At 68.1% G+C, this 22808-nt stretch carries 14 protein-coding genes; 6 read left to right on the top strand and 8 right to left on the bottom strand.

Annotated elements, in window-relative coordinates; translation table 11 throughout:
* Positions 1-16 precede the first annotated feature (16 nt).
* From AC5Y4Z_RS23460 to AC5Y4Z_RS23475, 4 genes are all read right to left on the bottom strand, one after another.
* Positions 17-532: a hypothetical protein gene (locus tag AC5Y4Z_RS23460; protein WP_499967322.1), complete on the bottom strand. Its 516-nt coding sequence runs from the start codon at positions 530-532 to the stop codon at positions 17-19.
* A 171-nt stretch (positions 533-703) separates the two neighbouring features.
* Positions 704-1189, bottom strand: a complete 486-nt coding sequence (locus AC5Y4Z_RS23465; protein ID WP_499967293.1) for a (2Fe-2S)-binding protein — start codon at positions 1187-1189, stop codon at positions 704-706.
* Positions 1182-2063: an FAD binding domain-containing protein gene (locus AC5Y4Z_RS23470; RefSeq protein WP_499967294.1), complete on the bottom strand. Its 882-nt coding sequence runs from the start codon at positions 2061-2063 to the stop codon at positions 1182-1184. Before AC5Y4Z_RS23470 ends, AC5Y4Z_RS23465 begins: the two co-directional genes overlap by 8 nt.
* Complete coding sequence (locus AC5Y4Z_RS23475; RefSeq protein WP_499967295.1) at positions 2060-4378, bottom strand: xanthine dehydrogenase family protein molybdopterin-binding subunit; 2319 nt, start codon at positions 4376-4378, stop codon at positions 2060-2062. The genes AC5Y4Z_RS23470 and AC5Y4Z_RS23475 overlap by 4 nt, the downstream gene beginning before the upstream one ends.
* Positions 4379-4449: 71 nt before the next feature.
* Here AC5Y4Z_RS23475 and AC5Y4Z_RS23480 point away from each other — a divergent pair, with 71 nt between their 5' ends.
* On the top strand, positions 4450-5004 hold the full coding sequence (locus AC5Y4Z_RS23480) for a nucleotidyltransferase family protein (RefSeq protein ID WP_499967323.1): 555 nt from the start codon (positions 4450-4452) through the stop codon (positions 5002-5004).
* Here the strand turns inward: AC5Y4Z_RS23480 and AC5Y4Z_RS23485 are convergent.
* The 3 genes from AC5Y4Z_RS23485 to AC5Y4Z_RS23495 form a co-directional block, all read right to left on the bottom strand.
* The gene (locus tag AC5Y4Z_RS23485; RefSeq protein ID WP_499967296.1) at positions 5001-6428 is read right to left on the bottom strand and encodes an amino acid permease; all 1428 of its coding nucleotides are present in this window, start codon (positions 6426-6428) and stop codon (positions 5001-5003) included. The two genes, AC5Y4Z_RS23480 and AC5Y4Z_RS23485, sit on opposite strands and share 4 nt — an antisense overlap.
* A gap of 80 nt (positions 6429-6508) precedes the next feature.
* A complete protein-coding gene (locus AC5Y4Z_RS23490; protein ID WP_499967297.1) occupies positions 6509-7459 on the bottom strand; it encodes an amidohydrolase family protein in 951 nt (316 codons plus the stop codon).
* Positions 7459-8949, bottom strand: coding sequence for an aldehyde dehydrogenase family protein (locus AC5Y4Z_RS23495; protein ID WP_499967298.1), 1491 nt, complete (start codon positions 8947-8949; stop codon positions 7459-7461). Before AC5Y4Z_RS23495 ends, AC5Y4Z_RS23490 begins: the two co-directional genes overlap by 1 nt.
* Before the next feature lie 98 nt (positions 8950-9047).
* Between AC5Y4Z_RS23495 and AC5Y4Z_RS23500 the strand changes: the two genes are divergently transcribed.
* The 5 genes from AC5Y4Z_RS23500 (at position 9048) to AC5Y4Z_RS23520 (ending at position 14382) form a co-directional block, all read left to right on the top strand.
* Positions 9048-10010, top strand: a complete 963-nt coding sequence (locus AC5Y4Z_RS23500) for a LysR family transcriptional regulator (protein WP_499967299.1) — start codon at positions 9048-9050, stop codon at positions 10008-10010.
* 237 nt (positions 10011-10247) lie between these two features.
* Positions 10248-12107 (top strand): molecular chaperone DnaK, encoded by a 1860-nt coding sequence (gene dnaK, locus AC5Y4Z_RS23505; RefSeq protein ID WP_499967300.1) that lies wholly within the window; start codon positions 10248-10250, stop codon positions 12105-12107.
* The gene (gene grpE / locus AC5Y4Z_RS23510; protein WP_499967301.1) at positions 12104-12742 is read left to right on the top strand and encodes a nucleotide exchange factor GrpE; all 639 of its coding nucleotides are present in this window, start codon (positions 12104-12106) and stop codon (positions 12740-12742) included. The genes dnaK and grpE overlap by 4 nt, the downstream gene beginning before the upstream one ends.
* Positions 12743-12793: 51 nt before the next feature.
* A complete protein-coding gene (gene dnaJ / locus AC5Y4Z_RS23515; RefSeq protein ID WP_499967302.1) occupies positions 12794-13975 on the top strand; it encodes a molecular chaperone DnaJ in 1182 nt (393 codons plus the stop codon).
* On the top strand, positions 13975-14382 hold the full coding sequence (locus AC5Y4Z_RS23520; RefSeq protein ID WP_499967303.1) for a heat shock protein transcriptional repressor HspR: 408 nt from the start codon (positions 13975-13977) through the stop codon (positions 14380-14382). The genes dnaJ and AC5Y4Z_RS23520 overlap by 1 nt, the downstream gene beginning before the upstream one ends.
* Before the next feature lie 4 nt (positions 14383-14386).
* Here AC5Y4Z_RS23520 and AC5Y4Z_RS23525 read toward each other — a convergent pair.
* On the bottom strand, positions 14387-22808 hold an 8422-nt coding region (locus AC5Y4Z_RS23525; protein ID WP_499967304.1), incomplete at its 5' end, for a PPE family protein.

The following is a 22808-nucleotide window of genomic DNA, read 5'->3' on the forward strand; positions in this document are numbered from 1 at the left end:
ATTGTCTTAATTGCGGCTAATAGGTGTTGACCTTCTCCACGCTGACGAACATGCCGTGGCCGGTGTGGTCGTTGGTGAAGCGGGTGCCGTCGGCGGAGGCGTTGATGGTCCAGCCCTGCGCGGCGTAGGTCTTGTAGTCGATGGTGACGGTCGGGATGGCGCCCAGGTTGCCCAGCACCCACTGCACGTTGCCGCCGGCGCTGATGCTGACGCCGTTGGCGTGCTCACCGTCCTGCAGCGGGGAGTTGGTGAACGGCGCCTCGCAGCCGACGGCGTCCTTGTTGATCTGGCAGCGCGTGATGCCGGACTTGGTCTCGATGAAGACGTAGCCGTTGTGGTCGGGCGGCAGCGGGATCGACCCCGCCGGCGGCGTGGTCGGGCCGCCCGGGCCCGGCGGCGGGGCGGGGGAGGGGCTGCCGGGCGCCGGCGTCGCCGTGGTGGGCCGCGGCGTGGGAAAGGTGGGCTCGGTCGGCCCCGTGCCGGGCGTTGCGACCGGCTTGCCATCGATCACGGAGCTGCAGCCCGACACCATCGCGAGTCCGGCCAGCAGCACCGAGCACCCGGCCAGACTTCGCCGTGCCTGTTGCGATACCTGCACCCGCCGCTCCTGAGAAAATCCCCGATCTCAGCGCATAGAGTACGCATGGCACCGCGAAAGTTACTGTAACCGCGGGCTTATCGATGCCGAGTCGATGGCGCAGGTTTACCGCTGCGTGACCGATTGCAGCTCGGCCGCGCGATGCGCGGCGGCGACGATGCCCTGATAACCGGTGCAGCGGCAGAAGTTCCCGGAGATCCCCTCGCGGATCTCGTCGTCGGTGGGGTCGGGGTTGTCGCGCAGCAGCGCGGTCAGCGACATCACAAAACCCGGTGTGCAGAAACCGCATTGCAGCCCGTGGCACTCCCGCAGCGCCGACTGCACCGGCGAGAGGGTGCCGTCCGGCGCCGCGACGCCCTCGACCGTCGTCACCTCCAGGCCGTCGGCCTGGACGGCGAACATCAGGCACGACCGCACGGCCGCGCCGTCCACCAGCACCGTGCATGCGCCGCACGACCCGTGCTCGCAACCGAGGTGGGTGCCGGTCAGACCGCACTTGTCGCGCAAAAAGTCCGCCAGCGTCATGCGCGGTTCGACGGTGGCGGTGATCGGGGTGTCGTTCACCGACAGCTGGACCGGTTGTTCAGGCATTGCCCGCCCTCGCTTCCTCGATGGCTTCGGTCCAGGCGCGCGCGGCCATGGCGGCGCCCACCTGGGTGCGGTAGTCGGCCGAGCCCTGCAGGTCGCTCGGGATGTCGTCGAGCCCGGTCATCGCGGCCCGGCCGATCTCCTCGGGCACCAGCTCGCCGATCGGCTTGCCGATCACCGCGGCCTCGGCCGCCGCCGCGCGCCGGGGGGTCGCACCGAGGCCCAGCAGCCCGATCCCGCAGCGCGACACCCGGTTGTCGTCGTCGAGCGAGACGGCGACCAGCGCGCCCGCGATCGCGAAATCGCCGTGGCGGCGCGAGAATTCGTGGATCGCGAACCCCGACCGGCCGTTCCGCACCGGGAACCGCACCCCGGTCAGCACCTCGTCGGGTTCCATCGTGGTCTCCCACAGCCCGACGAAGAAGTCCGCGGCGGCGATCTCGCGCCGCCCGCGCGGGGAGCGCACCTCGATCACCGCGTCCAGCGCCAGAGCGGCCGCCGGGTATTCGCCGGCGGCGTCGGCGTGGGCGACCGAGCCGCCCAGCGTGCCGCGGTTGCGGATCTGGAAGTGCCCGACGTACGGCGTCGCGCGGCTCAGCAACGGAACCGCTTGGCGCACTTGGGCGTCGGCGCCCACGACGGCCTCGGTGGTGCCCGCGCCGATCCACAGCTCCGAGCCCCGCGCCTCGATGCCGCGCAGCTCGCTCAGCCTCGAGATGTCGATGAGGTGGTCGAAGTACGCCAGGCGCATCGACAGCATCGGGACCAGACTTTGCCCGCCCGCAATGATTTTCGCGTCGTCGCCCAGCTCGGCCAGCAGGCGCACCGCGTCCTCGATGGTGTCGGGGCGGTGGTAGTCGAACGCGGCGGGCTTCACTGGGCCGCCTCGTTCAGCAGCGCCGCGATGGACGCGGGGCTGGCCGGCAGCCGGGTGATCGTGACCCCCAGCGGCGCGAGCGCGTCGTTGATGGCGTTGATCACCGCGGGCACCGAGCCGATGGCCCCGCCCTCGCCGGCGCCCTTGTACCCGCCGGGCCCGGGGCCGGGGATCTCGACGTGCCCGAATTCGATGGGCGGCACCTCGGTGGCCGTCGGCAGCAGGTAGTCGACGAACGTGGTGGCCAGCGGGTTGCCGTCGTCGTCGTAGGCCATGTCCTCCATCAGCGCGCCGCCGATGCCCTGCACGGTGCCGCCGGCGATCTGGCCCTCGACGATGGCCGGGTTGATCATGGGGCCCACGTCCTCGCTGACGATGTAGCGCAGCAGCGTGACCTTGCCCGTGGCCACGTCCACCTCGCAGGTGCAGGCGTGCGTCGCGTTGGACCACAGGATGGGCGCCTTGGCGACGTAGCGGGCGCTGGCCTCCAGCTCGGGCGACATGCCCGGCGGCAGCGCCTGCGGCGAGTAGTACGCGACGTAGGCCAGCTCCCCGAAGGTCACCTGCCGCGACGGGTCGCCGCGCACCGCGGCGGTCGAATGCGCCAGCACCACTTCGGATTCCGCCACCTTCAAATGCTGGGCGGCCAGCGCCACGATCTTCTCGCGCAGGATCCCGCCGGCCTCCTCGACCGCGCCGGCGGTCATCGGCCCGCTGCGGCTGCCCTGGGTCCCGGCGCCGTACGGCGTGATCGCGGTGTCGCCCTGGATGGTGGAGACGTCGTCGATGTCGGCGCCCAGCGCGTCGGCGGTCAGCTGAATCACGGTGGTTTCCAGGCTGTTACCGCTCGAGCCGCCGTTGACGTAGACGTTGATCTTGCCCGTCGGCTCCATCCGCACCGTGCAGCCCTCGGTGGCCAGGTGGCCCGTCGCCGCGCCGGTCGGCTCGATGTAGGCCGAGAAACCCAGGCCCAGGTAGCGGCCCTGGGCCAGCGCCTCGCGCTGTTCCTTGCGAAACCCTTCGTGGTCAAGGATTTTCACGGCCTGCTCGAACGTCTCGCTGGGGGCGACGTGGTCGTACGGCATGCCGTTGGGGTTGAAGTAGGGCATCTCGTCGCGGCGCAGCAGGTTGCGCCGGCGCAGCTCGACGGGGTCCATGTTCATCTTGCGCGCGGCGACGTCGAGCAGGATCTCGCGCGCCAGCGTCTCGTACTGCCAGGGGCCGCGGTAGGCGGCCAGGCCGCTGGTGTTGGTGAAGACGGTCTTGTAGTTGAAGCTGGCCTTGGGCACGCGGTAGGGACCGGGGAAGAACATGCCGATCGCCGCGGTGGTCAGCACCGGGTACGGCGTCGGGTAGGCGCCGATGTCCTGGACGAAGTCGATGTCGACGGCCGCGATGTTGCCCTCCGCGTCGAACGCCAGCCGGCCGGTGCCGTCGACGTGGCGGGCCTGGCCCGCCGACATCAGGTTCTCGCGCCGGTCCTCGATCCACTTCAGCGCCGCCGGCACCTTGCGGGCGGCCAGCATGATGCACATGTCCTCGCGCATCGGGACCACCTTCTGCCCGAAGGCCCCGCCCGTGTCGCGCATGATCACCCGAACCCGTTGCGCCGCAATGCCCAACAGCCGCGCGCAGAACGCCCGCAGCTCGTGCGGCGTCTGCGTGGACGCCCACAGGGTGAGCTCCCCGGAGGCCGCCTCCCACTCCACGACCAGCCCGCGGGTCTCGATCGGCACCGGCGCGTAGATCTGTTGGTAGATGTTCTCTTTCACCACGCACGCCGCGGAGGCGAAGACCTCTTCGTCCGGCGGCGCGCCGCCCATGCCGCCCGCCACGTTGTCCGCGTAGGTGTCGTGCACCAACACCTCCGAGGACTGCGCCTGGGTGAAGTCGACGATGGCCGGCAGCGGCTCGTAGTCGACGTCGACCAGTTCCAGCGCGTCCTCGGCGATGTAGCGGCTCTCGGCGACGATCAGCGCGACCGGGTCGCCGACGAACTTCGCCTCGCCCTCGGCCAGCGGCGGGCGCGGGGTGTCGGGGACGTCCTTGCCCGCGACCGCGTGCCACGCCTCCTTGACGTCGGGGTTGAGGTCGGCGGCGGTGAACACCGCGCGCACCCCGGGCAGCGCCAGCGCCGCCGAGGCGTCGATGCCGTTGATCTTCGCGCGCGCGAACGGGCTGCGCACGAAGCAGGCGTGCAGCATGCCGGGCCGCGAGATGTCGTCGACGAAGCCGCCGCGGCCCGTCAGCAACCGGAGGTCCTCCACCCGCTGGACGCGGGTGCCGGCGTACCGGGGCGCGATCGTGTCCGACATTGGCACTCCATCTCGTTGTCGCTCGATGAGAAGCTGAATGTCATCATAGGAGAGTGCCGTTATCGCAGTCGATGGGTTCGGCGCCGCGCGAGCCACGCCATGTCGGGGTGCTGCTCGCCGCGGGCGCGGGGCGGCGCTACGGCAAGCCGAAAGTGCTGGTAGACGGCTGGTTGGAGACCGCGGTCGGGGCACTGCGCGACGGCGGCTGCGCCGCTGTCGTCGTCGTTTTGGGGGCCGCGGAGGTCACCGTCCCGCCCGGGGCCACCGCGGTCGTGGCACCGGACTGGCGCGACGGGCTGAGCGCCTCGGTGCGCGCCGGGCTGGCCGAGGCCGGCCGCAGGGACGCCGACTTCGCGGTGCTGCACGTCGTCGACACCCCCGACGTCGGCCCTGCGGTGGTGGCGCGGGTCCTGGCCCGCGCGGCGGATTCGCCCGGCGGCCTGGCGCGCGCGTGCTTCGCCGACCGGCCCGGCCACCCGGTGGTGCTGGCGCGCCGGCACTGGCCCGAGGTGCTGGCCCGGATCTCGGGGGACCGCGGCGCGGGGGCCTACCTGCGCGACCGCGGGGACGTCGAGGCCGTCGAGTGCGGCGACCTCGCCGGCGGCGAAGACATCGATGAGCCTTAGGCCGGCACGGCGGTGTCCTGGGCGGCCGCGCTCACCCGGTGGCGGACCAGGAACCAACCCCCGACGAGGGCGGGCACGCCGACGACCATCGCGCCGAGCAGCCATGGGCCCTGCACCCGGTCGAACAACATCAGGATCACCACGCCCAGCAGGAAGGCCAGCGTGAGATAGCCGCTGTACGGGGACAGCGGCATCCGGAAGCTCGGCCGCTCCAACCTGCCGGCCTTGGCCCATCGGTACAGCTGCAGCTGGCTCGCCACGATCGTGCCCCAGGCGAACACGATGCCCACCGCGGCGATGTGCAGCACGATCTCGAAGGCCTGGCTCGGCTTGACCGCGTTGAGCACGATGCCCAACAAACCCACCGCGCTGGTCAGCAGGATCCCGCCGTACGGCACACCGTTTTTCGACATCGGCGCGGTGAATTTCGGGCCGCTGCCGTTGATCGCCATCGACCGCAGGATGCGGCCCGTGGAATACAGGCCCGCGTTCAGGCTGGACAGCGCGGCGGTGAGGACCACCAGGTTCATCACGCTGCCCGCGCCGGAGAAACCGACCTTGGAGAAGAACGTCACGAACGGGCTGACGTGGTCGCGGTAGGCGGTGTAGGGCAGCAGCAGGGCCAGCAGCACGGTCGAGCCGATGTAGAACACGGCGATGCGGAACACCACCGAGTTGATCGCGCGCGGCATGATCTTCTCCGGGTTCTCCGTTTCCCCGGCCGCGATGCCGACCAATTCGATTGCGGCGTAAGCGAACACCACCCCCGAGGTGACGAGCACCAACGGCAGCAGCCCGGCGGGCAGCAGCCCGGAATGGCTGTCCCACAACCCGGTCCCGGTGTCTTGACCGTCGACCTTGAAGCGCCCGATCAAAAAGACCGCGCCGACGACGAGGAACGTCACCAGCGCCAGCACCTTGATCAACGAGGCCCAGAACTCCAGCTCACCGAAGGCCTTGACCGAGATCAGGTTCATCGACAACACCAGAACCAGGGCGATCAGCGCCAGCGTCCACTGCGGGATGGCCTGAAACGCCTTCCAGTAGTGGCAGTAGTGCGCGATCGCCGTCGTGTCCACGATCCCGGTCATCGACCAGTTGAGGATGTACATCCAGCCGGCGACGAACGCCAGCTTCTCCCCGAAGAATTCGCGGGAGTAGGACACGAACGACCCCGACGACGGGCGGTGCAGCACCAGCTCGCCGAGCGCGCGCAGGATCAGAAACACGAAGACACCGCAAACCCCGTAGACCAGGAACAGGCCGGGCCCCGCCGAGGCCAGCCGCCCGCCGGAACCCAGAAACAGCCCGGTCCCGATGGCGCCGCCAAGGGCGATCATCTGGATCTGCCGGTTCTTCAGGCCCTTGTGATAGCCCGTGTCTTCGCGTGCGAGCCGCGCGGCGGCGCTGTCTGGCGATGGCATCGAGCTCCTGCCGTGGTGACTTCGGGAAAGCTCAGGCTAATCCATGGCCGCGGCGCCTGCGCGCTAACAGCAAACCGGGGTCAGAGGCCCAGCAGCCGTTCGGCGTTGCGGTGGCCGATCAGCGCGCGCTCGTGCTCGCTCAGCGGCAGGCCGTGGAAAAACTCCCGGGCGGCGCGCATCGACCCGAACGGGTAGTCGGCCGAAAAGCACACGCGTTCGACGCCGACCTGCGCGACGAGGTTGGCGTAGGTCGGCTCGTCGTTGAAGTTGGCGAAGGTGTAGTTGAGGTTGCGCCGCAGATAGGTGCTGACCGGGTGCCGCAACCCGGTCAGTTCCGGCCGCAGCGTCGCGTCGAAGCGCGGCAGCATGAACGACGTCGCCTCGCCCATGTGCCCGATCACGAACTGCAGCTCGGGGTAGCGGTCGAACACGCCGCCGAGGATCACGCGCAGCACGTGCGTGGCGGTGTTGATGTGCCAACCCCAGCCCACGGTGGCCAGCGCGAAGGTCACCTCGGCGGAGAACCCCGCGTAGCAGGCCTCGATGACGCCCGGCGGCGGGATGGTCGGGTGCAGGTAGATCGGCACCCGCAGCGCGGCCGCACGCGACAGGACCGGGTCGAAGAACGGGTCGTCGAGGTAGCGGCCCCGGCTGTGCCCGTTGATCACCGCGCCGACGAAGCCGTGCCCGCGCACCGCGCGCTCGAGTTCGTCGGCCGCCTCCTCCGGCGCGCTGATCGGCAGGGCGGCGAACCCGGCCAGCCGGTCCGGGTATCTTTCGACCGCCGCGGCGAGCTCGTCGTTGCAGGCGCGCGCCAGCCCAACGGCTTCCGGGCCGTCGAGCTGCTCCACGCCGGGCGCGGCCAGCGACAGCACCGCCACCTCGACGCCGGCGTCGTCCATCGCCGCGATGCGGCCGTCACCGAGATCGCTGATGGGCCCGACGATTCCGGTGCGCGAGGCCAGCCAGCGGCCGGGGCCGGTCAGGAATTCCGTTGTGGCGTAATGCTCTTCGAGTGCTATCGTGCGCACTAGCCCGCCAGCACCCGGGCGGCGGCGCTCCAATACGGCAGTTCGTCGCGCTTGGCCGCCAACCGGATCGTCTTGGTGTATCCGTACTCCGCCAGCGTCTCCTGGGCGTGCTCGCGGCCGAACCCGCTGTGGCCGACGCCGCCGAAACCCGTGCCGAGCGAAATCCGGTGATAGTTGTTGACGAAGACGGTCCCGGCCCGGATGCGCCGGCTCACCCGCAGCGCCCGGTCGCTGTCCTGGGTGAAGACCGACGCGACCAGACCGAACGGCGTGGCGTTGGCGATGCGCACCGCCTCGTCCTCGTCGGTGAACGGCATCAGGGCGACCACCGGGCCGAAGATCTCCTCGCGCGCCACCCGCATCGCGGGGGTGACGCCGGTCAGCACGGTCGGCGCGACGTAGAAGCCCTCGGCCAGCCGGGGATCGTCGGGCAGCGGCGCCTGGGCGGCGACGCGGGCGCCCTCGGCCTCGCCGATGGTGAGGTAGTCCAGCACCTGCTTCTGCTGCCGGCGGGTGACCAGCGGCCCGACGTCGGTGGCGGGGTCGGCGCCGTCGCCCACGCGCAGCCGGCTCACCGCCGCGCACAGCTTCGCCTCGAACTCCGCATAGACGTTGTCCTGCACCAGGATTCGCGATGCCGCGGTGCACGCCTCGCCCTGATTGAAGAAGCCGCCGTCGACAGCGGCCAGCAGCGCCTCGGGCAGGCTGGCGTCGTCGAAGACCACCAGCGGGTTCTTCCCACCGAGCTCCATCAGCGTCGGAGTGAGGTTGCCGGCCGCGGTCCGCAGCACCGCCGCGCCCGTCCTGGGCGAGCCGGTGAACGACACCTTGCCCACCAACCGATGCCCGGCCAGCGCGGCGCCCACCTCGCCCTTGCCCGGCACCGCCTCCACCACCCGGTCCGGCAGCACCGACTGGATCAGCTCGACCATGCGCAACACCACCGAGGGCGCCTGCTCCGGCGGTTTGAGCACGACGGCGTTGCCGACGGCCAGCGCCGGCGCGATCTTGCCGGCGGTGTGAATGGGCGGCCAGTTGAACGGCACGATGGCCGCGATCACCCCGTAGGGCTCCAGCGTCGTCAGATCCAGCACCGGACCGTAGTCGCGGGCCTGACTGGGCAGCACCTCCACCAGGCTGCCGAAGTACTCGAAGCTGGCGATCGCGGCTTCCACGTCGAAATTGCGCGCCTGGGTGATCGGCTTGCCCATCTCGAGCGTCTCGAGCTCGGCGATCTCGTCGGCGTGGGCGCGCAGCACCTCGGCGATCTGGCGCAGGTGCCGGCCGCGCTCGCGCGCCGGGCGCTGCTTCCAGCGCAGGTGCGCGGCGTGGGCCCGGCGGACGGCCTGGTCGACCTCGTCCGGCCCGGCGCCCTGCACGATGGTCACGGTCTGGCCCGTGGCGGGGTTTTCCACGACGAATTGGTCGTCGGTGGACGCCGAGGACCAGCGGGTCCGGGTCCTGGTCAGGCTGGGGGCCGACAAATTCATAGGGGCGCACCGTCCGTTTGAGGGGAGTGGGATCGACGCGAAGTTAGTTAGACAAACGTTAAATTGACAGGCTCGTCAGGCGCCAACGACATTTTTTGATGGCGGCCATCACCAGCGGTGATAATGGCTCGGTGGAGCTTCGCCAGCTGGACTATTTCCTCGCCGTGGCGGACACGCTGAGCTTCACCCGGGCCGCCAAGAGGCTGCACGTCGTCCAGTCCGGGGTGTCGGCCACGATCAAGGCGCTCGAACGCGAACTGGGCGCGCAGCTGTTCGTCCGCGGCCCGGCGGGGGTGGCGCTCACGCCGGCGGGACAGGAGCTGGCGCCCCACGCCCGCGCGACCGTCGACGCCGCGCGCGCTGCCAAGGACGCCGTCGCCGCCGCCAACGGCGCCATCCGCGGGACCGTCACCCTGGGGACGCTGACGTCGATCAACGTCATCGACCTGCCGACCCTGCTGGCCGACCTGCACGCCCGGCATCCCGGCGTGCTGGTCCAATTGCGTTCCGCCCGGGCCGGTTCCGCGGGCCTGGCGCAGCAACTGCGCGACGGCGACCTCGACGTCGCCCTGGTCGTGTTCCCCGACGGGCCGCCGGCCGACCTGCACACCCGGCTGGTGGCGGCCTTCCAGCTGCTGCTGGTCGTCCCCGCGAGCCATCCGCTGGCCGGGCGGGAGTCGGTGACCCTGGCCGAGCTGGCCGGCATGTCGTTCGTCGACGGCCCGCCGGGGTACGGCAACCGGGCCGTGGTCGACCGGGCCTTCGCCGCGGCCGGGGTGCCGCGCACGATCGCCCTCGAGGTCGCCGACATCGCCACCACCGCGACCCACATCCGCAACGGCCTGGGCATCGGCTTTCTGAGCCGGTTCATCCTCGACGAGATCGGCGATGCGGGCCTGGCCACTGTGAGCGTCTCCGACCACGACCTCACCTGGCGGCTGTACGTCGCGACGTCCGCTTTCCGCCCGGCCAGCGCGGCCACCCGGGCCGTGCTGTCGCTGATCGAGGAGATGATCCCGGAGCGTGGGGCATCGAGTGTGAGCCCAGGGCGTCGAGTGTGAGCCAGTGGCGGGCTCCGGCCGATTTTCCCGCCCAGCATTCACGCCCAAAGCCAAGGATTCACACCCGGTACACCCCCGGGAACAAGACCGCGGCACCCACCGTTAACATGGTCAACAAGTTGAGTGATCAAGGCTCAACCTTGGCTTGACACCAGGGAGCCCGCGAGGGCAGTCTTGAGCGTGGTTCACTCAGCATAGTGCCACCACAAAAGCTCTACACACTCAGGAGGAATCACTATGGCTCGTGCGGTCGGTATCGACCTCGGGACCACCAACTCCGTCGTCGCAGTGCTCGAGGGCGGTGACCCCGTGGTCGTCGCCAACTCCGAGGGCTCGCGGACGACGCCGTCGATCGTCGCGTTCGCGCGCAACGGCGAGGTGCTGGTCGGCCAGCCCGCCAAGAACCAGGCCGTCACCAACGTCGACCGGACCATCCGGTCGGTGAAGCGGCACATGGGCACCGACTGGTCCGTCGAGATCGACGACAAGAAGTACACCGCGCAGGAGATCAGCGCGCGCGTGCTGATGAAGCTGAAGCGCGATGCGGAGGCCTACCTCGGTGAGGACATCACCGACGCGGTCATCACCGTGCCCGCCTACTTCAACGACGCCCAGCGTCAGGCGACCAAGGAGGCCGGCCAGATCGCCGGCCTGAACGTGCTGCGCATCGTCAACGAACCCACCGCCGCGGCCCTGGCCTACGGCCTGGACAAGGGCGAGAAGGAGCAGACCATCCTCGTCTTCGACCTCGGTGGCGGTACGTTCGACGTCTCGCTGCTCGAGATCGGCGAGGGTGTGGTCGAGGTCCGCGCCACCAGCGGTGACAACCACCTCGGTGGCGACGACTGGGACGACCGCGTCGTCGAGTGGCTGGTCGACAAGTTCAAGGGCACCAGCGGCATCGACCTGACCAAGGACAAGATGGCGATGCAGCGGCTGCGTGAGGCCGCCGAGAAGGCCAAGATCGAGCTCAGCTCGAGCCAGAGCACGTCGATCAACCTGCCCTACATCACTGTTGACGCGGACAAGAACCCGCTGTTCCTCGACGAGCAGCTGACCCGCGCGGAGTTCCAGAAGATCACCCAGGATCTGCTGGACCGCACCCGTCAGCCGTTCCAGTCGGTGATCAAGGACGCCGGCATCTCGGTCTCGGAGATCGACCACGTGGTGCTGGTGGGTGGTTCCACCCGCATGCCCGCAGTGACCGAGCTGGTCAAGGAGCTCACCGGCGGCAAGGAGCCCAACAAGGGTGTCAACCCCGACGAGGTCGTGGCCGTGGGTGCCGCGCTGCAGGCGGGTGTCCTCAAGGGTGAGGTGAAAGACGTTCTGCTGCTTGACGTTACGCCGCTGAGCCTCGGCATCGAGACCAAGGGTGGCGTGATGACCAAGCTCATCGAGCGCAACACCACGATCCCGACCAAGCGGTCGGAGACCTTCACCACGGCCGACGACAACCAGCCGTCGGTGCAGATCCAGGTCTATCAGGGTGAGCGTGAAATCGCCTCGCACAACAAGCTGCTCGGCTCCTTCGAGCTGACCGGCATCCCGCCGGCCCCGCGCGGCGTCCCGCAGATCGAGGTCACCTTCGACATCGACGCCAACGGCATCGTGCACGTCACGGCCAAGGACAAGGGCACCGGCAAGGAGAACACGATCAAGATCCAGGAGGGCTCCGGCCTGTCCAAGGAGGAGATCGACCGGATGATCAAGGACGCCGAGGCGCACGCCGAGGAGGACCGCAAGCGTCGCGAGGAGGCCGACATCCGCAACCAGGCCGAGACGCTGGTCTACCAGACGGAGAAATTCGTCAAGGAGCAAAGGGAAGCCGAGGGCGGCTCGAAGGTCCCCGAGGACACCCTGAACAAGGTGGACGCCGCTGTGGCCGAGGCCAAGTCGGCGCTGGGCGGCAGCGACATCTCCGCGATCAAGTCGGCGATGGAGAAGCTGGGCCAGGAGTCGCAGGCGCTGGGGCAGGCGATCTACGAGGCCACCCAGGCCGAGGGCGCCCAAGCCGGTGGCGCTGACGCCGGACCGTCCGGATCGGCCGACGACGTCGTGGACGCGGAGGTGGTCGACGACGACCGGGAGGCCAAGTGACGGACGGAAACCCGAACCCGGAACAGGTAACGATCACCGACAAGCGGCGCATCGATCCCGAGACGGGCGAAGTGCGGCACGTCCCTCCCGGCGCTGAGCCAGGCGCTCAGCCGGGAGGGGCCGGCCCCGCCGGCACGACGGGCGACGCGCAGGCCAAGGTCGTCGAGCTGACCGCCGACCTGCAACGCGTACAGGCCGACTTCACCAACTACCGCAAGCGGGCGCTGCGTGACCAGCAGGCCGCGGCCGACCGGGCCAAGGCCTCCGTCGTCAGCCAATTGCTCGGCGTGCTCGACGATCTCGACCGGGCCCGCCAGCACGGCGACCTCGAGTCGGGCCCGCTGAAGTCGGTGGCCGACAAGCTGATGGGCGCGCTGACCGGGCTGGGCCTGACGGCGTTCGGCGAGGAGGGCGAGGAGTTCGATCCCGTCCTGCACGAGGCCGTCCAGCATGAGGGCGACGGCGGCGAAGGCTCCACGCCGGTGATCGGCACCGTCATGCGCCAGGGCTACAAGCTCGGCGAGCAGGTGCTGCGCCACGCCATGGTCGCCGTCGTCGACACCATCCCGGACGAGTCGAAAGACACCGAAATCGGGCCCGACACGGACGATATGGCCGACACCGCCGGTGAATAGGCCCAGAATCAACACAAATGGATAGCGAAAGGTGAGAGGGGGTGACGCGGAATGGCCCAGCGTGAATGGGTCGAAAAGGACTTCTACAAGGAGCTGGGCGTCTCCTCTGACGCCAGCCCGGAAGAGATCAAGCGCGCCTACCGCAAGCTGGCGCGCGACCTGCACCCGGATGCGAATCCCGACAACCCGGCCGCCGGCGAGCGGTTCAAGGCGGTGTCGGAGGCGCACAACGTGCTGTCGGATCCGGCCAAGCGCAAGGAGTACGACGAGACCCGCCGCCTGTTCGCGGGCGGCGGTTTCGGCGGCCGCCGGTTCGACACCGGGGGCGGCGGTTTCAGCTTCAACGTCGGTGGCGATGGCGCCGACTTCAACCTGAGCGACCTGTTCGACGCCGCCGGCCGCAGCGGCGGCAGCAACATCGGCGACCTGTTCGGCGGGCTGTTCGGGCGCGGCGCCAGTCCCCGGCCCAGCCGGCCGCGGCGCGGCAACGACCTGGAGACCGAGACGGAGCTGGACTTCGTCGAGGCGGCCAAGGGCGTCGCGATGCCGCTGCGGCTGACCAGCCCGGCGCCGTGCACGAATTGCCATGGCAGCGGCGCGCGCCCGGGCACCAGCCCGAAGGTGTGCCCGTCGTGCAACGGATCCGGCGTGATCAACCGCAACCAGGGCGCGTTCGGTTTCTCCGAGCCCTGCACCGACTGCCGGGGCAGCGGCTCGATCATCGAGCACCCCTGCGACGAGTGCAAGGGCACCGGGGTGACCACCCGCACCCGCACCATCAACGTGCGCATCCCGCCGGGCGTCGAGGACGGGCAGCGCATCCGGCTGCCCGGGCAGGGCGAGGCGGGGCTGCGCGGCGCGCCGTCGGGTGACCTGTATGTGACGGTGCACGTGCGGCCGGACAAGGTGTTCGGCCGCGACGGCGACGACTTGACGGTCACCGTGCCGGTGAGCTTCGCCGAATTGGCCTTGGGTTCAACGCTTTCGGTTCCGACGCTGGACGGCAAGGTCGGTGTGCGGGTGCCCAAGGGCACCGCCGACGGCCGTATCCTGCGGGTGCGCGGGCGCGGTGTGCCCAAGCGTGGCGGCGGCAGCGGGGACCTGCTCGTCACGGTCAAGGTCGCGGTGCCGCCGAACCTGGAGGGCGGCGCCGCCGAGGCGCTCGAGGCCTACGCGGCGGCCGAGCGGTCCAGTGGCTTCAATCCGCGCGCGGGATGGGCAGGTAATCGCTAATGGCTAGGAATCCCAGAAGCCGGGGCCAGGACGAGGCCCGGACCTTCCTGATTTCGGTTGCCGCCGAACTGGCCGGCATGCACGCGCAGACCCTGCGCACCTACGACCGCCTTGGGCTGGTCAGCCCGAGGCGCACTTCCGGTGGGGGACGGCGCTATTCGGAACACGACGTCGACCTGCTGCGTGAGGTGCAGCGGCTGTCGCAGGACGAGGGCGTCAACCTGGCCGGCATCAAGCGCATCATCGAGCTGACCAACCAGGTGGAGGCGCTGCAGTCGCGCGTCAAGGAACTCACCGACGAGCTGGCCGTGCTGCGCGCCGGCCAGCGCCGCGACGTGGCGGTGGTGCCCAAGAGCACCGCGCTGGTGGTGTGGCAGCCGCGCAAGCCGTCCCGCGGGCGCGGATAACCGCCTACGGCACCGGGGCGCCGTTGAGCACCCCGGAGAGCTGGCTGCCGAAGTTCGCGAACCCGGAGACGAAGGCCTGCGTCGCCAGGTTGAGCATGCTCGTGTTGTAGAAGCCCGACATGAAGTTTCCCAGGTTCGCCCAGCCCGATTCCAGCGTCCCGACGTTCTGCAGGCCCGAAATCCCTTGGCCGCCACTGTTGAACAGGCCGGACTCCTGGGCGAAGTTGTTGGCGAAGCCCGACACGGCGCCCCCGGCGTCGTTGAGGAAGCCCGACGCGCCGCCCGCCCCGGAGTTGAAGAAGCCCGACGACGGGGTCGTCGTCGTGTTGAAGAATCCCGGGCTCTGCTGCCAGCCGAAGCCGAAGGTGAACGGGCCCAGGTTCCCGTTGCCGGGCATGTCGATGTTCTGCGTGAAGACCATGTCGATCGGGGTCTGCGGGTTGACGACGCTCGACCCGACGGTGAAGGGACCGACGTTGACGGTGGTGATCGGGACCGTGAACGACACCGGCAGCACGCACCCGACGAACGGGATGTAGAGCAGGCAGATCGTGGTCTCCAGGCTGATCGGTATCGGGAACTGCGAAATGGTGAACATGTCCTGGGTGACGGCGTTGATGGTGCCCTGGATCGGAATCTCGATGTCGGACTTCACGTCGTAGTGCCAGGGGATTTCGGGGATCGTGGTCGAGTAGGAGAAGCCGCCCAGCCCCTGGTAGTCGCCCCGCCAGAAGAAGCCGTTGCTGTAGCTGCCCGAGATGAAGGCGCCGGTGTCGACGTTGCCGGAGTTGCCGATGCCGGTGTTGGAGTTGCCGGTGTTGAAGTACCCGGTGTTGTAGTTGCCGGGGTTGAAGTCGCCGGAGTTGTAGTTGCCCGGGTTGAAGCTGCCAGTGTTGACGTTGCCGGGGTTGAAGAATCCCGTGTTGAAGTTGCCGGCGTTGGCGATGCCGGTGTTGACCAGCCCGGTGTTGAACAAGCCGGTGTTGGTGCTGCCGGTGTTGCCGATCCCGGTGTTGAAGCTGCCGGCGTTGCCGATGCCCCAGTTTCCGTTGCCGGAGTTGAAGAACCCGATGTTGTTGGTGCCCGAGTTGAACAGCCCGATGTTTCCGCTGCCGGAGTTCCAGCCACCGAATCCGGTGAGGGCGTCGCCGGACAGGCCGATCCCGATGTTGCCGTTGCCGGTGTTGCCGAACCCGATGTTGCCGTTGCCGGTGTTGCCGAAGCCGACGTTGAAGCTGCCGGTGTTGCCGAAGCCGATGTTCTGCAGGGCCGCCGTCAGCCCCGGGCCGACGTTGCCGAAACCGATGTTGCCGCTGCCGAAGTTGCCGAATCCGAAGTTGTTGCCGCCGACGTTGCCGCCGCCGAAGTTGTGGCTGCCGACGTTGCCGTTGCCGACGTTGAAGCTGCCGATGTTGCCGTTGCCGACGTTGTAGTTGCCGAGGTCGGCGCCGCCGAAGTTCCAGAACCCGTGGTCGGCCAGGCCGACGTTGAAGCCGGTCGTCTGCGTCACGCCGTTCTGGAACCAGCCGGCCAGGTTGGTGCCGATGTTGTCGAAGCCGGAGACGTTGGCCGGTATCCCGGTGCCGGTGTTGAACAGCCCGGAGATGGTGTTGCCGAGGTTGGCGAAGCCGGACTGCAGCGAGCCGTAGTTCTGGAAGCCCGAATTGCCCAGGGCCCCAACGGCGTAGTTGAAGAAGCCCGAGCTGTAGGCGCCGAAGTTCTGGAAGCCCGACGACGGCCCGGCGCCCCAGTTGAGCAACCCCGACGACGGGTTGACCGTGGCGTTGAACAGCCCCGGCATCGCCGGCATGTTGATCAGCGGGATGATGGCGGGCCCGATGCCGGCGGTGCCCACGATGTGGATGACCGTCGAGCCGTCGGGATTGCCGATGTTGATGTTGATCGCGGGCTGGGTGCCGAAGTCGATGGTGATGGGCGTGTTCGACGGGGCGTTGGCGTCGCCGCCGTGGATGGTGATCGGGCCGATCGGGGCGAAGACGGTGCCCTTGACGATCGCCAGGTCCACCGTCCCGCTCGCCGGGATCGCCGGGATGGTGACCGCGGGAATGTTGACGTCGGTGATCGTGCCCTTGATGGGGATGTTGATCGGGATGTCGACGTTGAGGAAGGCCGGGATCTCCTTGACCGTGATGGTGTAGTTGGCCGACAGCAGGCCGTGCCGGTCGGCGCGCCACAGGAAGCCGTTGTCCATGCTGCCGGTGTTGAAGGCGCCGGTGTCGTAGTTACCGGCGTTGGCCACCCCGGAGTTGTAGTCGCCGGTGTTGTAGCTGCCGGTGTTGTAGTTGCCCGGGTTGGCGAAACCCGTGTTGAAGTTGCCGATGTTGAACAGGCCCGTGTTGTAGTTGCCCGGGTTGGCCAATCCGCTGTTGAAGTTCCCGGCGTTGAAGAGGCCCGAGTTGAACGTGCCCGTGTTGCCGATGCCGGTGTTGCCGGTGCCGGAGTTGCCGATGCCCCAGTTGCCGGTGCCGGAGTTGCCGATCCCGACGTTGCCGGTGCCCGAGTTGAACAGGCCGATGTTGAAGCTGCCCGAGTTGGTGCCGCCGATCCCCACCTGGCCCACGCCGGACAGCCCGATGCCCACGCCGCCGGTGCCCATGTTCCCGATGCCGATGTTGCCGGTGCCGGAGTTGAACAGGCCGATGTTGCCGGTGCCGGAGTTGAACAGCCCGGTGTTGGACGTGCCCGAGTTGAAGAAGCCGGTGTTGGCCAGCCCCGAATTCAGTGAGCCGAAACCGATTTGGCCGTTGCCGGTCAGCCCGATGCCGACGTTGCCGTTGCCCGAGTTGAACACGCCGATGTTGCCCGAGCCGGTGTTGGCGAGCCCCTGGTTGAAGTTGCCCGCGTTGGACAGCCCGACGTTGTGGTCGCCGACGTTGAACAGGCCCATGTTGGCGAGGCCGGTGTTCAGCGGGCCCAGCCCGATCTGGTTGTTGCCGGTGATCCCGATGCCGATGTTGCCGTTGCCGGTGTTGCCGAAGCCGAAGTTGCCGTCACCGGTGTTGCCCCAGCCGACGTTGCCCGAGCCGGTGTTGCCGAAGCCGATGTTGTGCAGCGCCGCCGTCAGCCCGGGACCGACGTTACCGAAGCCGAAGTTTCCGCTGCCGATGTTGCCGGAGCCGAAGTTGAAGCTGCCGACGTTGCCGAAACCGAAGTTGTTGCTGCCCAGGTTTCCGCTGCCGAGGTTGAGATCGCCGATGTTGCCGAAGCCCACGTTCAGGCGCCCGAGGTCGGCGAGGCCGACGTTGAAGACCGTGCCGCCGGACCCGTTGAACACGCCGGCCAGGTCGGTGCCGGCGTTGTACAGGCCCGAAATGTGGCCCGGCGTAGCGAGATTGGCCGCGCTGGTGTTGAAGAAGCCCGACACCGTGTTGCCCAGGTTCGCCCAACCCGACTGCAGCGAGCCGAAGTTCTGGACGCCCGAGCTGCCCAGGGCCGCCAGGGTGGTGTTCCAGAACCCGGAGTTGTTGCCGCCGAAGTTGCCGAAGCCCGACGCGGTGCCGACGCCGGAGTTGAAGAAGCCCGACGACGGGGTGGTGGTCGAGTTGCCGAAGCCGGGGGCCGCGGGGAGGTCGAACAGCGGGATGCTGATGGGCCCGGCGCCGCTGCGGATGGAGATCGGGATCGAGGTGGTGGGCCCGCCGATGGTGACGTCCACGATCGGCAGGGTGCCGTTGATGGTCGGGATCGTGATGGGCCCGACGCTGAAGTTGGTGATGTACAACGCGTTCATCGTGATGGCCGGGATGGTGAAGCCGCTGAGCGCGAGCGAGCCCAGGTTGAAGTGGATGGGGATGTTGACCGGGATGTTGATGTCGTAGGTCAGGATCGGGAATTGCGGGATGTCGATTTCGGCGTGGCCGCCCACCAGGCCCTGGTAGTCGCCGCGCCACAACATGCCGTTGTCATAGTTGCCCGCGATGAACGCGCCGGTGTCGACGTTGCCCGAGTTCGCCACTCCGGTGTTGTAGTTGCCGGTGTTGAACTCGCCGGTGTTGTAGTTGCCCGCGTTGAAGTCGCCGGTGTTGGTGTCGCCGGTGTTGAAGCTGCCGGTGTTGTAGTTGCCGGGGTTGCCGACGCCCGTGTTGGTGCTGCCGGTGTTGAAGGCGCCGGTGTTGTAGGTGCCGACGTTGCCGATGCCGGTGTTGCCAGTGCCGGGGTTGACCAGCCCCCAGTTGCCGGTGCCGGCGTTGCCGATGCCGGTGTTGGCGGTGCCCGAGTTGAACAAGCCGGCGTTGCCGGTGCCGGAGTTGCCGATGCCGACGTTGCCGGTGCCGGAGTTGAACAGCCCGACGTTCCCCGTGCCCGAGTTGAACAGGCCGGTGTTGCCGATGCCGGAATTCCAACCGCCGAAACCGATTTGGCCGTTGCCCGACAGGCCGATGCCGATGTTGCCCGAGCCGGTGTTGCCGAAGCCGATGTTGCCCGAGCCCGCGTTGCCGAAGCCGCGGTTGTAGTCGCCCAGGTTGCCGAAGCCGAAGTTGTAGTTGCCCAGGTTGCCCCAGCCGGTGTTGGCGTTGCCGTGGTTGCCGAAGCCGACGTTGGACAGGCCGAAGTTGCCGCTGCCGAAGTTGCCGCTGCCCAGGTTGCCGTCGCCGAAGTTGGCGTTGCCGAGGTTGCCGAAGCCGAAGTTGCCGTTGCCGGTGTTGCCGCCGCCGACGTTGCCCAAGCCGATGTTCGCGAATCCCGCGTTGACGATCGGGTTGTTGTTGAACAGGCCCGCGATGTTGGAGCCGATGTTCTCGAGGCCGGAAAGGTTGGCGGGCGTCGACAGCCCCACCGTGCTGGTGTTGAAGAAGCCCGACACGGTGTTGCCGAAGTTGGACAGCCCCGACACGAGCTCGCCGAAGTTCTTGTAGCCCGAAAGCCCCGCCACGCCGGAGGCCAGGTTGAAGAACCCGGAGAAGTTCGCCCCGACATTACCGAAGCCCGAGCCGCTGCCGGTGCCGGAGTTGAAGAATCCCGACGACGGAATGGTGGTCGTGTTCCAAAAGCCCGGTCCGCCAGGGATGTTCAGCAGCGGGATCTTGATGGGCAGCAGCCCGCCGTTGCCGGTGATGTCGATCAGCGGTCCGGGGCCGGTGCCGATGTTGCCGCCGATGGCGGGCAGCGAGATCGACAGGCTCGGGACGTTGATCGGGCTGACCGTGACCGCGGTGAACCCGAAGCCCACGACCTGCAGGTCGACGGTGAGCGACGGGATCCGGAAGCCCTGGATGTTGACGATGCCCAGCCTGCCGGTGACCGGGATGTTGAGGAAGATCGGCACATCGAGCTTCACCGGGATGGCCGTGTCGGGAATGGTGCTGGTGTAGCTGGCGCTCCACAGGCCCTGGTAGTCGCCGCGCCACAGCAACCCGTTGCTGTAGTTGCCGCCTATGAAGGCGCCGGTGTCGACGTTGCCCGAATTGGCCAGGCCGGTGTTGTAGTTGCCGGTGTTGAGGTAGCCGGTGTTGTAGGCGCCCGGGTTGGCGTCGCCGGTGTTGAAGCTGCCCGCGTTGAAGCTGCCGGAGTTGTAGCTGCCGGCGTTGCCGACGCCGGTATTGACGTTGCCGGAGTTGAAGATTCCGGTGTTGACGTTGCCGGAGTTGAACAGGCCGGTGTTGGTGTGGCCGGTGTTGCCGATGCCCCAGTTGCCGCTGCCGGCATTCCCGATCCCGACGTTGCCGCTGCCCGAGTTGAACAGGCCGCTGTTGCCGCTGCCCGAGTTGAACAGGCCGGTGTTGCCGCTGCCCGAGTTCCAGCCGCCGAACCCCTGCTGGTTGTCGCCGGTCAGCCCGATCCCGACGTCGCTGTTGCCGGTATTGGCCAGGCCCCGGTTGAAGTTTCCGGTGTTGGCGAAGCCCTGGTTGGAGTTGCCGGCGTTGGCGAAGCCGATGTTGTAGTTGCCCAGGTTGCCGGGACCGATGTTGTAGCTGCCCAGGTTGCCCGGGCCGAGGTTGTAGCTGCCGGTGTTGCCGGAACCGAGGTTGAACATCCCGTGGTTGCCGCTGCCGAGGTTGTAGCTGCCGACGTTGCCGAAGCCGATGTTGTTGTCCCCGACGTTGCCGAAGCCGATGTTGTTGTGGCCCACGTTGCCCAGGCCGATGTTGAACGTCGACGTCCCGGGCGACGGCAGCTGGCTGTAGAACACACCCGCGAGGTTGCTGCCGACGTTGGACAGGCCCGAAAGGTTGGCCGGCGCGCCGATGCCCGTGTTCAACACGCCCGACACCGTGTTGCCGAGGTTGGCCAGCCCCGACTGCAGCGCGCCGTAGTTGACGAAGCCGGACAGCCCGGAGCCCACGTTCTGGAAGCCCGACAGGTTGGCGCCGATGTTGGAGATGCCCGACAGGCTTCCGGTGCCGCCGTTGAAGAAGCCCGACGACGGGCTGGTGGTGGAGTTGAAAAAGCCTGTGCCGGTGGGGAAGTTGAGCGGCGTCCAGTCGACCGGGCCGATGCTGAACGTGGCCGGGATCGACACCACGGTGGTGCCGCCGGGGTCGCCGATGTTGAACGTGACCGAGGGGCCGCTCGCCGTGATCGGCGGCAGCGTCAGCGAATTGACCGTGCCGGTGAGCAGCGGCAGCCCGATGTTGATGGTGAACCCGAAGGGGATCTGCTGCAGGGTGATTCCGCTGTAGAGGGTGTTGGTGAAGCCGGCGGTGATGGGGATGTTGACGGGCGCGGTCACCGTGACGTGCCCGGGGATCTGCGGGACGTGGACGACGTAGTTGGCGCCCCACAGGCCCTGCTGGTCGCCGCGCCAGAAGAACCCGTTGCCCATGTTGCCGGTGATGAAGGCGCCGGTGTCGATGTTGCCCTGGTTGGCGAAACCGGTGCTGTAGTTGCCGGTGTTGTAGGCGCCGGTGTCGTAGTTGCCCACGTTGGCCACGCCGGTGTTGGTGCTGCCGGCGTTGAACATCCCGGTGTTGTAGGTGCCCGCGTTGGCGATGCCGGTGTTGACGGACCCGGCGTTGAACAGGCCGGTGTTGACGCTGCCGGCGTTGCCGACGCCGGTGTTGAAGCTGCCGGAGTTGCCGATGCCGAAGTTGCCGTTGCCCGAGTTGCCGATGCCGACGTTGTTGGTGCCGGAGTTGAACAGCCCGATATTGCCGCTGCCCGAATTGAATCCGCCGAAGCCGCGCAGGTTGTCCCCGGACAGGCCGATGCCGATGTTGCCGTTGCCGGTGTTGCCGAAGCCGATGTTGCCGTCACCGGTGTTGCCGAACCCGAAGTTGTTCGAGCCGGTGTTGCCGAGGCCGATGTCGCGCAGCGCGGCCGTCACACCCGGGCCCGCGTTACCGAATCCGATGTTGCCGCTGCCGATGTTGCCGCTGCCGAAGTTGAGCCCGCCGATGTTGCCGCTGCCGAAATTCGAGCTGCCGATGTTGCCGCTGCCGAAGTTGAAGTCGCCGATGTTGGCGTTGCCGAGGTTGAGGTGGCCGACGTTGGCCAGCCCGGCGTTGAAGACGGTGCCGGCGTTGCCGGTGAAAATTCCCGACAGGTCGGTGCCGATGTTGTACAGCCCCGAGAGGTTGGCCGGCGCTCCGGTGCCGGTGTTGAAGAAGCCCGACACGCTGTTGCCCAGGTTCGCCCAGCCCGACTCGAGCGAGCCGAAGTTCTGCAGGCCCGAGTTGCCGATCGCGTTGGCCAGCCCGCTGTTCCACATCCCCGACATGCCGGCGCCGAAGTTCTGGAACCCCGAGGTGCCGCCGGCGCCGGAGTTGAAGAAGCCCGACGACGGGTTGGTGGTCGAGTTGCCGAAGCCGGGCGCGGCGGGGACGTTGAGGAAGGTGATGGTGCGGCTTTCGACCGCGCCGACGATGCTGATGGGGATGTTGACATTCGTACCGCCGATGGCCAGCGTCACCGTGGGAACGGTGAGGTAGGACGCCGTGAGGTTGATCGGGCCGATGTAGAACAGGCCGCCCAGGTAGTAGGTCCGGGGGAAGACCGCCATGTTCTGGGTGACCGGAATGACCATGCCGCCCAACGTCATTACCTCGTTCACCGGGACGATCATCTGCTGGTTGATCACGACGCTCGGCGTGGTGTAGGACAGGTTGATCGCGATCTGGCCCTCGTTGTTGCCCGAGATGCCGAAGCCGTTGTTGAAGTTGCCCGAATCGAACGCGCCGGTGTTGACGTTGCCGGTGTTGAAGAAGCCGGTGTTGATGTTGCCGGGGTTGTAGTCGCCGGTGTTGGTGTTGCCGATGTTGAAGCTGCCGGAGTTGGTGTTGCCGACGTTGAAGCCGCCGGAGTTGTAGCTGCCGGGGTTGGCCCAGCCGGTGTTGAAGTTCCCGGCGTTGAACAGGCCGGTGTTGTGGGTGCCCGCGTTGCCGAGGCCCGTGTTGCCGATGCCCGGGTTGCCGATGCCCCAGTTTCCGGTGCCCGAGTTGCCGATTCCGACGTTGCCGGTGCCCGAG

This window comes from Mycobacterium sp. NGS63 (assembly GCF_059812295.1).

Excerpts from the sequence above, each read along its gene's own strand:
- AC5Y4Z_RS23460 (WP_499967322.1), bottom strand. The coding sequence starts at position 532 with ATGGTGTCGGGCTGCAGCTCCGTGATCGATGGCAAGCCGGTCGCAACG.
- AC5Y4Z_RS23520 (WP_499967303.1), top strand. The coding sequence starts at position 13,975 with ATGGCTAGGAATCCCAGAAGCCGGGGCCAGGACGAGGCCCGGACCTTC.
- dnaJ (WP_499967302.1), top strand. The coding sequence starts at position 12,794 with ATGGCCCAGCGTGAATGGGTCGAAAAGGACTTCTACAAGGAGCTGGGC.
- AC5Y4Z_RS23480 (WP_499967323.1), top strand. The coding sequence starts at position 4,450 with ATGGGTTCGGCGCCGCGCGAGCCACGCCATGTCGGGGTGCTGCTCGCC.
- AC5Y4Z_RS23500 (WP_499967299.1), top strand. The coding sequence starts at position 9,048 with ATGGCGGCCATCACCAGCGGTGATAATGGCTCGGTGGAGCTTCGCCAG.
- AC5Y4Z_RS23465 (WP_499967293.1), bottom strand. The coding sequence starts at position 1,189 with ATGCCTGAACAACCGGTCCAGCTGTCGGTGAACGACACCCCGATCACC.
- AC5Y4Z_RS23485 (WP_499967296.1), bottom strand. The coding sequence starts at position 6,428 with ATGCCATCGCCAGACAGCGCCGCCGCGCGGCTCGCACGCGAAGACACG.
- AC5Y4Z_RS23495 (WP_499967298.1), bottom strand. The coding sequence starts at position 8,949 with ATGAATTTGTCGGCCCCCAGCCTGACCAGGACCCGGACCCGCTGGTCC.
- AC5Y4Z_RS23475 (WP_499967295.1), bottom strand. The coding sequence starts at position 4,378 with ATGTCGGACACGATCGCGCCCCGGTACGCCGGCACCCGCGTCCAGCGG.
- dnaK (WP_499967300.1), top strand. The coding sequence starts at position 10,248 with ATGGCTCGTGCGGTCGGTATCGACCTCGGGACCACCAACTCCGTCGTC.